8 protein-coding genes are annotated in these 12938 nt (G+C 42.3%); 7 read left to right on the top strand and 1 reads right to left on the bottom strand.

Annotation, left to right across the window (positions count from 1 at the left end):
- Positions 1–5 precede the first annotated feature (5 nt).
- The 5 genes from SJY39_RS20545 (at position 6) to SJY39_RS20525 (ending at position 9078) form a co-directional block, all read left to right on the top strand.
- Positions 6–1760, top strand: a complete 1755-nt coding sequence (locus tag SJY39_RS20545; RefSeq protein WP_372042783.1) for an N-6 DNA methylase — start codon at positions 6–8, stop codon at positions 1758–1760.
- A 95-nt stretch (positions 1761–1855) separates the two neighbouring features.
- Positions 1856–3433, top strand: coding sequence for a class I SAM-dependent DNA methyltransferase (locus SJY39_RS20540; protein ID WP_102313337.1), 1578 nt, complete (start codon positions 1856–1858; stop codon positions 3431–3433).
- A complete protein-coding gene (locus SJY39_RS20535) occupies positions 3417–4670 on the top strand; it encodes a restriction endonuclease subunit S (RefSeq protein WP_102313338.1) in 1254 nt (417 codons plus the stop codon). The genes SJY39_RS20540 and SJY39_RS20535 overlap by 17 nt, the downstream gene beginning before the upstream one ends.
- Before the next feature lie 3 nt (positions 4671–4673).
- Positions 4674–7853, top strand: coding sequence for a type I restriction endonuclease subunit R (locus SJY39_RS20530; RefSeq protein ID WP_102313339.1), 3180 nt, complete (start codon positions 4674–4676; stop codon positions 7851–7853).
- A gap of 109 nt (positions 7854–7962) precedes the next feature.
- Positions 7963–9078: a hypothetical protein gene (locus SJY39_RS20525; RefSeq protein ID WP_102313340.1), complete on the top strand. Its 1116-nt coding sequence runs from the start codon at positions 7963–7965 to the stop codon at positions 9076–9078.
- A gap of 383 nt (positions 9079–9461) precedes the next feature.
- Here the strand turns inward: SJY39_RS20525 and SJY39_RS20520 are convergent, their stop codons facing one another.
- On the bottom strand, positions 9462–10355 hold the full coding sequence (locus SJY39_RS20520; protein WP_016784093.1) for a DMT family transporter: 894 nt from the start codon (positions 10353–10355) through the stop codon (positions 9462–9464).
- Positions 10356–10493: 138 nt separating this feature from the next.
- Between SJY39_RS20520 and rmuC the strand changes: the two genes are divergently transcribed.
- Together rmuC and ubiE are read left to right on the top strand one after the other, a co-directional pair.
- Complete coding sequence (gene rmuC, locus SJY39_RS20515) at positions 10494–12026, top strand: DNA recombination protein RmuC (protein ID WP_010433470.1); 1533 nt, start codon at positions 10494–10496, stop codon at positions 12024–12026.
- A gap of 65 nt (positions 12027–12091) precedes the next feature.
- Complete coding sequence (gene ubiE / locus SJY39_RS20510) at positions 12092–12871, top strand: bifunctional demethylmenaquinone methyltransferase/2-methoxy-6-polyprenyl-1,4-benzoquinol methylase UbiE (RefSeq protein ID WP_026012235.1); 780 nt, start codon at positions 12092–12094, stop codon at positions 12869–12871.
- The last annotated feature ends 67 nt before the right edge of the window (positions 12872–12938 follow it).

Raw genomic sequence — 12938 nt, 5'->3', positions numbered from 1 at the left:
ACTCTGTGAATAAACAAATTTGGTCGTTACTGGAAGCTTTGCGTGGCACTAATGAACATTCTGCTTTGTTAGAACAGTTTGCTGCATGTTGTGCTTGGGTGAAATTAAATGAAAGTAATAAGTTGAGTGAAGATCATCAACTAGCTAATGAGCATAATAGTGTAAAAGAACAACTGCAAAAGGTGATGGATGACTGCGTCTCTGTTCAATATCATGCGGAAAGCTGGTCTTTGTCCGATAATGCAATCCTTCAATTGGTTTCTTCTCTTCAACAGTTAGTACGAGCTAAGGCTATCAGCTATCGAGATTTGTCAGAAGTTATTAAGAGCCTTCTAGATAATGGTGGCAAGAATAATGGAGAGTTAACGATTCCAGATGAGTTGACGCATTTAGGGGTAGGCTTGTTGGGTGATAAGGTTGAGTTCGTTTACTGCCCGTTTACCTCAGGCTATGAATTTGCACACAAATTGCCACTAGAAAGCCTTGTTGAAGGGGAAACACCGCTGCGATCCGACGAATTTTATGCAGAAGTGCATAATGTCCTATTAGATCGAAACTTTCGAGTGACTTGCACCGACCCAATCTTTGTTCCTACCTTGATTGGTGATGGTGGTCTCAAGCAATTCCAAAGTTCAATTGCGATGCCACCACTGGGTCAAAAATATCCCAAATCAGATATTCATGATATTTGGGGGCGTTTCCCTGAGAAGTCGCTAATGGCTGACGTTTATCAACTTCGTCACATGTTAGCTCATGCTTCAGATGTTGCTGTGGGCTTCGTCACTAACGGATTTTTATTTCGCTCCGCTGCGGGTGAAAAACAGTTTAAGCTGGATGTATTAGAGATAAATTGGCTCAAAGCAGTGATTGCATTGCCAAGTAATCTACTCGCTTCAACGTCAATACCCTTGAGTATTGTGGTATTCGATAAACATAAAACCAATGACTCGGTTTTGTTCATTGATGCAAGCGGCGAACATTTTATTGATAAATCTTCGCGAGTACGTAATAAGCTAGTGAATGCTGAGCAAATACTGTCTATTTACAACGTATTTGAGAACAGTGAATTCAGTAAAGTGTGCTCAATTTCAGAGATTGAAGCGATGGATTACAACCTATCGCCTAGCCGTTATGTTCTGACCAACGAAGACATGGCGCTTAAGCAATTTCTTGAGCAGTCCCCTACCGCTAAGTTGTCTGATCTGGTTGAAATCGTTCGCCCACAAGCAGTGAAGCACGATGCGGATGCGGATGCGGAATATATTGAACACAATCTCACAAGCTTAAACACGATAGGGCAGCTTGAGGGCGCTGGTAAGCGAATTAAAGTTGCCAGCAAAGAAGTCGTAAAAGTTGAAAAGCAGAAAATTCAAGCGGGTGACGTTCTTGTTTCTTGCCGTGGCGCTGTCGGACGAGTGGCACTAATCGATAGCAGTATTGAAGATAATGTCATCGCGAGTCAGGCGTTTGCGATTCTTAGGCTAAAACCACATGGGAATAACCTATCAAGTGTTGCGTTGTATCAGTACCTCACTTCGGAGTTTGGTCAGCAGCAGCTTTCAAGCTTGGTAACAGGAACAACCGCCCAAATGCTATCGGCAAAAGATCTTAGCAATATGGAAGTGCCCATTTTTTCAGCAGAGAAATTGGCCGAGCTTGAAGCGGTTAGGTTGAATGTTATTGAAGTGCATCAAAAAATATTAGGTCTACAAAAAGAAATAGAACAAATTAATTTGAGTTGGATAACTCAAAAAGCATAATTTTCACAAGGTATTATGAGCACCATTGGTTGCCTCTGTATTGAATTCATTATGAGAGACAACCAGTAGACTCAATCACAATGAGATAGCAAAGTATGGCTAAGAAACCAGCAGCAAAGAAGAAAGAAAAATCATTTGAAGAAACACTCTGGGATGCGGCAAACAAGCTGCGTGGTAGTGTTGAATCGTCAGAATACAAACACATTGTATTGAGCCTGATTTTCCTCAAGTTCATCAGTGATACATTTGAAAAACAGCGACAAAAGCTAATTGATTCAGGGCTGGAAAAGCACGTTGATATGGTTCCAGCCTACACCAAAGACAATGTGTTTTATCTACCAGAAAACAGTCGTTGGAGCTTTGTTCAGCAAAACGCTAAACAAGAAGATATTGCTCTAAAGATCGATACAGCTTTAAGCACCATCGAGAAAACCAACAAAGCACTGCAAGGTGCATTGCCTGATAACTATTTCTCTCGTCTTGGTTTGGATGTCAGCAAGCTATCTGCACTGATCGATGTGATTAACAACATCGACACCCTAGCGAATCCACACGAAGATGTAGTTGGTCGAGTCTACGAATATTTCTTGTCTAAATTTGCGATTGCAGAGGGTAAGGGTAAAGGCGAGTTCTACACACCAAAGAGCATCGTTAACCTAATCGCAGAACTGATTGAACCATACAAAGGTAAAATCTATGACCCTTGTTGTGGTTCGGGCGGTATGTTTGTTCAGTCAATGAAGTTCATTGAGAACCACAAAGGCAACAAGAAAGACATTTCTGTGTATGGTCAAGAGTACACAGGCGCAACCTATAAACTGGCGAAAATGAACCTCGCTATTCGTGGTATCTCTGCCAACCTTGGCACAGCCGCAAAAGATACTTTTGCCAATGATCAGCACGAAACTCTTAAAGCTGATTTCATAATGGCAAACCCACCATTTAACCAAAAAGACTGGCGAGCTTCCGATGAGTTGGTTGATGATCATCGTTGGGACGGCTACGAAACACCATCAAGCAGTAATGCCAACTATGGTTGGATTTTGCATATGGCTTCTAAGCTTTCTGAAAATGGTGTTGCTGGTTTTATTCTATCAAACGGTGCTTTATCAGGTGATGGAACTGAAAAAGAAATCCGTAAAAAGCTAATTGAAAATAATCTTGTTGAAGCCATTATCATATTGCCTCGTAGTATGTTCTACACCACAGACATTAGCGTGACACTCTGGATTTTAAACAAGAACAAAAAAGCACACACAGTGCCACACGAAGATGTCATTCGTAATTACCGTGACCGTGAAGAAGAAATTTTGTTTATGGATCTGCGTCAACGTGGTGAACCGTTTGAGAAAAAGTTTGTTCAGTTCTCTGAGCAAGACATTCAAGATTTTGCTAACACGCTTCACACTTGGCAGCAAGTGGGATCGGAAGATAGTTACAAGGACATTGCTGAATATTGCTACTCAGCAAAGAAAACGGAAGTTTCAGCAAAAGATTACTCGCTTGTTCCAAGTAAATACATTGAGTTCATCAACCGAGATGAGAATGTCAATTTTGATGACAAGATGAATAGCCTTAAAGGTAATTTTGGTTCTCTTCTTGTAAAAGAAGAGCAATCTAAGAGTGACTTACTAAATGTTTTCAAAGAGCTGGGCTATGAAATCAAATTATAAAAAACTAGGTCAGTTTATTCGTGTTGTTGACACTAGAAATAAAGAAAACCGTAAAGATAATCTACTTGGTGTATCAACTCAGAAGGTGTTTATTGATTCAGTTGCTAACACTGTAGGAACTGATTTTAAAAAGTACAAAATCGTCAGAAAACATCAATTCACTTACGTACCTGATACGTCTCGTAGGGGAGATAAAATGGGTATCGCAATGCTTGAGTCGTTAGATCAGGCGTTGGTATCCCAAGCTTACACCGTATTTGAGGTTAAAGACTCAAATCTGCTAGACCCTGAATATTTGATGATGTGGTTTAGGCGACCTGAATTTGATCGCTATGCTCGATTTAAGTCTCACGGTTCAGTTCGTGAAATTTTCGATTGGCAAGAAATGTGTGATGTTGAGCTACCAGTCCCATCTATCGAAAAACAGCGTGAAGTCGTGCGTGAATACAATGTGGTGGATGACCGTATTGCACTCAACGAACAACTTACTCAAAAGCTTGAAGATACCGCTCAAGCTATTTACAAACAGTGGTTTGTCGATTTTGAGTTCCCGATATCAAAAGAGTACGCAGAGTCCATCGGTAAGCCTGAACTAGAAGGGAAGCCTTACAAGTCTTCAGGTGGTGAGATGGAATATAGTGAAGACTTAGAGCGTGATACTCCCAAAGCGTGGGGAGCAGTACCAATAAAAAGCTTTACCAAAGAAATGAAAAGTGGTGGTACGCCTAAAAGAGATGTTGAGGAGTATTGGAACTCAAAAGATGTCCCTTGGCTTAAAACTGGAGAAGTGGCGAACTGTGTCATTACCGATGCTGAAGAATATATTTCAGAGTTAGGGCTTAGTGAGAGTTCGGCTAAAGTTTACCCCCAAAATACAGTTTTAATGGCGATGTACGGTGACGGGAAGACTAAAGGTCAGGTTGGCTTTCTAAGAGTAGAAGCTGCAACAAATCAAGCTTGTTGTTCTATGCAGTGTAAGAGCGTTAAAGATGCCAGCTTCCTTTTCTATTATTTGAGATTTAACTACCAAGAAATAGTTCGTAGTGCAATTGGTGGAGCACAAGAAAACCTAAGTAAGGGTTTGATTGAAAAAATCAATATTTTGAATGTCGATAAGGATGTAATTAATAGACTTCCATTTGAGAAATTCATTGATTGTAGTGAGAACTATGTGAGAGAGAACATTGTTCTAAAAGCATTACGAGAAGTTATATTGCAAAAAATGTCTAAGGCTTAGGGAATGAAATTTACAGAAGAAAGGCTTGAACAAGCCATCATTGAACTGCTAGGGAAAGAAGGCTACCCATATACTCGTGGTGAGGCGATTGAGCGAGCACCTGAAGATGTGCTGATTAAGTCCGATCTTCGTGAATTTCTAGCCAAACGTTATCAAGCGGAAGCTATTACAGCCTATGAGATAGAGCAAATTATCCATAAGCTTGAGTATCTTCCAGCTTCAGATCTCTACGATACTAACAAAGCCATAATGAAGTTTGTCTCTGATGGTTTTTTGCTCAAGCGTGAAGATGCAAGTCAGAAAGATTTATACATTCAGCTTATCGACTACGTTGACCTAGAGAACAACGGCTATCGCATCGTTAACCAAATGGAGATACAAGGCTATGAGCTGCGTATCCCTGATGGGATTCTTTACATCAATGGCTTACCTCTTGTGGTGTTTGAATTTAAGAGTGCCATTCGTGAAGAAGCGACCATCTATGATGCGTATAAGCAGCTAACCACTCGTTATGATCGAGATATCCCTGAACTATTCAAGTACAACGCCCTGTGTGTGATTAGTGATGGTGTGAACAGCAAAATGGGGTCGTACTTTGCACCATACGAGTTCTTTTACTCTTGGCGTAAAATTACGGGTGAAGAGAAGTTAGACAAAGACGGTATTGATTCATTGTTTACGATGATCAGCGGCTTGTTTAACAAGAAACGGCTCACTGATGTGATACGTCACTTTATCTACTTACCTGATACCTCAAGCAAACAAGAAAAAATTGTTTGTCGTTATCCTCAGTATTACGCAGCAACAAAGCTTTTTGCCAATATCAAACAGCATATGAAGTGCTTTGATGAACATGGTAAGTTGGTGAGTGATGACCCTCTTCGTGATGGTAAGGGTGGTACCTATTTCGGTGCGACTGGTTGTGGTAAGAGCTACACAATGTTGTTCTTATCTCGTCTACTGATGAAAGATGTCGAATTGGGTAGCCCAACCATAATTCTCATCACTGACCGTACCGATCTGGATGATCAGCTTTCGGGACAATTCACCAATGCAAAAGGTTACGTGGGTGATCAAAACATCATTAGTGTAGAGAGTCGTGCTGAACTTCGTGAACACCTGAAGGGGCGTAAAAGTGGTGGTGTATTCCTGACTACCATCCATAAATTTACTGAAGATTTGGAGCTGCTGACGGAGCGAACCAACGTCATTTGTATTTCGGATGAAGCGCACCGCAGCCAAACCAATTTAGAACAGAAAATTACCGTTACTGAAGACGGAGTGAAAAAGACTTACGGCTTTGCTAAGTATCTTCACGACTCTTTACCAAACGCTACTTATGTCGGCTTTACAGGCACACCAATTGACGCAACGCTGGATGTATTTGGTGCGGTTGTAGATAGCTACACAATGACAGAATCGGTTTACGATGAGATTACTGTTCGTATTGTGTATGAAGGCCGAGCAGCAAAAGTGCTACTTGATGGTCGTCAGCTTGATGAAGTCGAAAAATACTATAAAGAGTGTGAAGACGCTGGAACAAACGAATATCAAATAGATAAAAGCAAAACGGTGATGGCGAGTATGTCTACCATACTAGGCGACCCTGATCGCATTAAAGCCATAGCGAAAGACTTTGTTGAGCATTATGAGAATCGTGTTGAAGAAGGCACGACTCAAAAAGGCAAAGCAATGTTCGTTTGTAGCAGTCGTGAAATCGCCTATCAGTTCTACAAAGAATTGCTTGAGCTTCGCTCTGAGTGGGATGAAGTAAAAGTCTGTGAAGACGGTGCAACCCTATCAGAAAGTGATAAGAAGAAAGTTAAGCCAATGGAACGAGTCAAGATGATTATGACTCGTAACAAAGACGATGATAAAGCTCTCTGGAACAAACTCGGTAACAAAGAGTACCGTAAAGAGCTGGATCGTCAGTTTAAAAATGGTAAATCGAACTTCAAAATCGCTATTGTGGTAGATATGTGGCTAACGGGCTTTGATGTGCCATTCCTCGATACCATCTACATTGATAAGCCTTTGCAAAAGCATAATCTGATCCAAACCATTTCGAGAGTAAACCGTAAATTTGAAGGTAAAGAGAATGGTCTGGTAGTCGATTACATCGGCATAAAAAAACAGATGAACCTTGCACTTTCTCAATACACAGCAGGGCAAGATCAGAACTTAGAAGATATTAAACAGTCGGTCATTATCGTTAAGGACCACCTGAGCCTGTTGGATGGGCTGTTCCATAAGTTTGACTCTAAGCCTTACTTCAATGGTACGCCACTAGAGCAGTTACATTGCTTAAATGCTTCGGCTGATTACGTACTTAGAACCAAGAAGTTTGAAAAGACGTTTATGGATCTGACCAAACGCCTTAAATCAGCTTATGACATTTGTGTGGGTAGCAGTGAGCTGGCCAAAGAGCATAAAGACAAGATTTACTATTATCTAGCGGTTCGAACCATTGTGTTTAAGATCACTACAGGTGGTGCGCCAGATGTTGACCAAATGAACCGCAAGGTTCGTGATTTGGTCAAAGACGCACTAATGAGTGATGGTGTTGAAGAGATCTTTAAACTGGGTGAGAAAGACGGTGGTGAGATTGATATTTTTGATGATGACTATCTTGCCAAGCTGGAGATGGTGAAACAGCCAAACACCAAACTGCAACTGCTTCAGCAAATGCTTGCCAAAGCGATTGGGGAGTTTAAAAAGACCAATAAAGTGAAAGGTGTCGATTTCACTAAGAAAATGAATATATTGGTTGAAAAGTACAATGAGCGTGATGAAAAGGATGTACTTCGTTCGGAAGTCATTAATGATTTTTCTGATGAAATTATCAACCTCTACAATGAACTACGTGCTGAGATGGCCTCGTTTGGTGAAATGGGGATAGATTTTGAAGAAAAAGCCTTTTACGACATTCTCATTTCACTGGCTCATAAGTACGACTTTACCTACCCAGAAGAAAAGCTGTTTGACCTATCTAAAGAGGTGAAGAAGGTCATTGATGATAAAGCTAAATACACCGATTGGAACAAGCGAGACGATATCAAAGCTGAATTGCACTTTGACCTGATCATTTTGCTCGATGAGTGGGGCTACCCACCGATTGATCGTGATGAAGTGTATAAAGAGATTTTTGAGCAGGCTGAGAACTTTAAGCGCAATGCGGCATAGAGTATTCACGCTTATCTTAATGGTTCAATTGTTTTGTGTTTAAGGGTGAGGTGATAGCTGCAAGAATACTTTTTTGCATAATGCCCTTTCTTACATAGGAGAACAGAGGTTGGTCACGCCTATTGATGAATCAGTTCAAAGTTTTATTTTTCGTCAGACTCTTTTAAGAAAGGGTGCCCTTGCCTCGAAGGGAATCTTTTCAAAATGTGGTGGGTGGTATTATGAACCAAGACTTTCAGAGGATGTGACGGAAACCTTTGGGCGCCTTAGTGACCAACAGTTAATTCAATTGGTTGAGGCAAGCATCTCTGAAAGAAGAAAGAATTATGGTTTGTTTGCACCACCATCTGTTGGGCAAGATGTTGTCGAGCGAGTGATTGGTAGCAAATCAATATCTTTCAAACAACGCATTATTAGGATTGGATATTGCCCCCAGTGTATTGATGAGATGATACGTGATGTAGGGTTTGGATATTTTAGGAAGTCATGGAATGGCAGCGATTGGTGTTTGAAGCACCAAGCAAGTCTTGAAATATTGGACTCAGCGAATGCCAAAACGTCGGCAAAGCTCGTAGCAAAGTTGTTGGCAGGATTGTCCGTTCCAAGTGTTAAATCTCTCTCTCATAGCTCGAAGCAAAAGAAATCAAGTGAGTGGGGAGCTAAAAGACTTACAGTTTATCCAATAAAAGCAAGTCTGTGTACAATCGGATGGTTCAGTGATGTCATGAGTGATATCGATTTAGGCTTATCTAAGAATAGTTGGAATGGATCAATAGTCTCCAAGGCTAATTACCACGATTCCAATTTTGGGCCGTTTGATGGACGTTGGTATTACTCTTCGCCAAGTTACGGCTTTGGAATTGATACACACATGATATGGTTACAGCATCACCCCAGAGTATCGAAATTATTTAACGAAGAGGTTGACTATTTTGTCTATAATTTCGGGCCAAAGAAGCAATTGGCGGAGTATTTTTTTGCACCCAAGAGCAGAAAATGTACTTTCTGCAAAAAGTTGGAATGTAGAGAAATGGTCACTCAGTCTGAAAAGGTAGACAGGCCTGAATTCAAAGATTTGTTTAAAAAATCCTCTATGATAAAGAGATTTGTGGAGAACAAATTTACATTATACAGGACTAGCAATCACCCTTGGGGGCCGTTAGTTGTGGAGATCGGAAGGGCTAATGAAGCTCTCGTCGTTGGGGAGTTTGGTGGGTTAATATGATATTGGTGGGTCACCATATGTGACCTAAGTTGTTGATTTAAAGTAATTAGTATCAATTATTAAGTGATTTAATAATTGCGCGGAAAACATACAGGCTTAGACCTGAACTGACGGCTCCTGTTGAGATGAGGACTGTCTTGTTTCCGTAACTCAATGCTTGTTCTCACTTGTGCTTCTTACGGGCAAACTTTATTGTCTCATTTTGTGCTTAGGGGCAAACTCTATTGTCCCTACACAAAGCTTCCCATGAGATTTTAAATGACATAAAAATGGCGAGTCATATGACTCGCCATTTTTGTATTTATAAGCGGTAATCTAGCTCTAGATTCGACTTTATCGATAGCTTTTCGTGATCAGCCGAGTCTTTTAGCTCATTTACTCATTCACGCAGATTTGTTTTTTGAAAACTTAATCTGTTGAATCACCAAACCGGCGATGATCAGTACCAAACCAAACAGGGTCGCAGGGTGGATTTCTTCGCCAATAATGGTTGAAAGTAGCATCAACGAGATAAAAGGCGAGGCGAAAATTAGATTACTGATACGTGCTGTATTGTTGGTTAGTTTTAGCGCTGAGAGCCACAAGACAAAGGTAATACCCATCTCGAACAGACCAACGTAAGTCACCGCCATCCAACCCTTCGCTGTGATTTGGCTAAAACTCTCGCCTTCGTAAACGGTTAAACCAATTGCGAATGGCAGTGCCACTAAGAACCCAAGCAATACGCCCACAACCGGGTCAGCCTTGTTTTTGGTGTTTAGAATCCAGTATCCCGCCCAAAGCAAGGTTGAAAGTAACGCCAGAGCTACACCGAGCGGACTATCGAACTGCATGCCTAGCAAATCGCCTTTGGTAGCAATAACCACCACGCCCGCATAGCTGAAGGTACACGCCACCCAATCTTGTTTACGAATCTTTTGCCCTAAAAAAACCGCCGCCATTAAGGTTAACGTGATCGCCCAACTGTAGTTGATGGCTTGGGCTTGAGAAGCAGGCAGTAGATCATAGGCTTTGAAGAGAATCAGATAATAGGCCAGTGGGTTAACCAAGCCGAGGAGTAGGTAATACCAAGGGTTTGAAAGGAACGTGGTACTCAGCTGAGAAAGCTTGCCTTGAAAGGCGCAGATGGTAATCAATGCTATAGAAGAGACAATGCTAGCGATGGTCAGCATTTGAATCGGCGAAAACTCAGCAAGGGTCAGCTTAAAAGCAGTAGCAACGGTTGACCACAGTAATACTGCGGAAAGGCCAAAGCCTAAGGCACGACGTTCGTTCATAGCAACTCATTCTAATTTGATGGGGCAGAATACTGAGCGCCTAGTCTATCTGTCGAATTTTAATACGGCAAACTGGACATTTATCCAGTATCAAAATACCATTTAATGAGTTATCTCCAATTAGGCTAAATCATTATCATGCAATGGATTATCGAACATCAGGCAACGCTTATTGCTGCTATTTCCGGCGCGCTCGTCAGCGGCGGTGTGGTGGGCTGGTGGATCAAACAGAAGTTCTCTTTTCAGCAGCGACTTCTTGAACAGCAACTCGAGTCCGACCGTTTGCTGCATGAGTCACAACAATCTCAGCTCAAATCTTCACTCGCAGAGGCGCAACAAGAGCTCAATGAGTTGGATGATGATCGAGATAAAGCGGCATTTGAACTTAAGCAGGCACATGGCAAGGTGATGGCTGCGATGGAGAAGCTGCGTTATTTTGAAGCCGTGAAGCAAGAGCGTCAGCAGTACGCCGATGAGATCAATGTGCTTAAGGATCATAAGTCTGAATTAGAAGCTGAGCTGCGCGAACAAGAAGCAAGACACGACCAAGAAAACCTCGCCAATAGCGAAAAGCTACAGTTGCTAGAGCAAGCCGAATCTCGACTTAAGCAGCAGTTCGAACTGTTAGCTAATCAACTGTTTGAGAGCAAAACCGCTAAGGTCGATCAGCAAAATAAACAGAGCCTAGAAGGTTTGTTGTCTCCATTGAGAGAGCAGTTGGAAGGCTTCAAGAAACAAGTGAATGACAGCTTCAGCCAAGAGGCCAAAGAACGTCACACCTTGGTACACGAACTGAAGAACCTACAACGTCTCAATGAGAGCATGACACGTGAAGCGGTTAATCTGACTCAAGCGCTAAAGGGTGATAACAAACAGCAGGGCAATTGGGGCGAAGTGGTACTGGCTCGAGTACTTGCTGAGTCTGGGCTGCGAGAAGGGCATGAATACCAAACTCAAGTGAACCTACAAAACGATGCGGGTAAGCGTTATCAGCCGGATGTGATCGTGCATTTACCACAGGATAAGCAAGTGGTGGTGGATTCTAAAATGGCTTTGGTGGCCTTTGAGCGTTACTTCAATGCTGAAACCGATCAACAACGCGATGCTGCGCTGCGTGATCACTTGGTGTCACTGCGAGCGCACATAAAAGGGTTAAGCCAGAAAGATTATCATCAGCTTAAAGGCATCCAGAGCTTGGATTACGTGCTGATGTTTATCCCGGTTGAGCCAGCATTCCAAGTGGCTATTCAGGCGGATCCTAGCTTGGTCAAAGATGCGATGGAACAAAACATTATCTTGGTCAGCCCAACCACCCTGCTGGTGGCACTGCGTACTATTGATAACTTGTGGCGCAATGAGAGGCAGAACCAAAATGCGCAAGTTATTGCGGAGCGAGCGAGCAAACTTTACGACAAATTACGCTTATTCGTTGATGATATGGAAGGCCTTGGTAGCTCACTTGATAGAGCCAACCAAAGCTACCAAGGGGCAATGAATAAGCTGGTGACTGGACGTGGCAATGTGATTCGTCAGGCAGAAAGCTTCAAACAACTTGGTGTTGAAGTGAAAAAATCGATTTCGGTTGGGATTGCCGAAATGGCTCAAAATGAGGCTTTTTCAGAAAATGCCTCCTTAGTAGAAAGACAACCTGCTGAGGATAAAGTAAACTAATCGGCTGCAGCGCCTCTAAACAGAGAGTGTGCTGTCGATGAGAACTTACCATGGTAGATAACAGCATTATGGACACAAGCGTGCAGACAAATTCAGCAGTAGAGTCGGAAACCACACACTTTGGTTTCGAAACCGTCGCAAAAGACGAAAAAGTCGCGAAAGTAGCAGAGGTATTTCACTCTGTAGCCGCTAAATACGACATCATGAATGACTTAATGTCGGGTGGTGTTCACCGCTTGTGGAAGCGATTCACGATTGATTGCAGTGGCGTACGTCCTGGTCAACGTATTCTCGACCTTGGTGGTGGTACTGGTGACCTTACTGCGAAATTCTCGCGTATCGTTGGCGAAAAAGGCCACGTGGTTCTTGCTGATATTAACAACTCGATGCTGAATGTTGGCCGCGATAAGCTGCGTGATAGCGGTATTGTTGGCAACGTACATTACGTACAAGCGAACGCTGAAGAACTACCATTCCCTGACAACTACTTCGATTGCATTACTATCAGCTTCTGTCTGCGTAACGTAACCGATAAAGACCAAGCGCTGCGTTCAATGTACCGCGTACTTAAGCCGGGTGGTCGTCTGTTGGTTCTTGAGTTTTCTAAGCCAGTACTTGAGCCTTTATCAAAGGTTTACGATGCATACTCTTTCCACCTATTGCCAAAAATGGGTGAGCTGATTGCTAACGATGCAGACAGCTATCGTTACCTTGCAGAATCTATCCGCATGCACCCGAACCAAGAAACCTTGGAAGGTATGATGCAAGAAGCGGGTTTTGAAAATACGAAATACTTCAACCTAACGGGCGGCATTGTAGCGCTGCACCGTGGTTACAAGTTCTAGTCGAACTTGGTAGCAAGCTCGTAGAGCACGCTAAAAAATAAGAATAAAGATAGAACGGATAGGTTAA

The organism is Vibrio sp. R78045 (assembly GCF_042466085.1).
GTDB lineage: Bacteria > Pseudomonadota > Gammaproteobacteria > Enterobacterales > Vibrionaceae > Vibrio > Vibrio cyclitrophicus.
The sequence above is the reverse complement of the archived record's forward strand: the minus strand, read 5'-3'. Positions and strand labels throughout refer to the sequence as shown.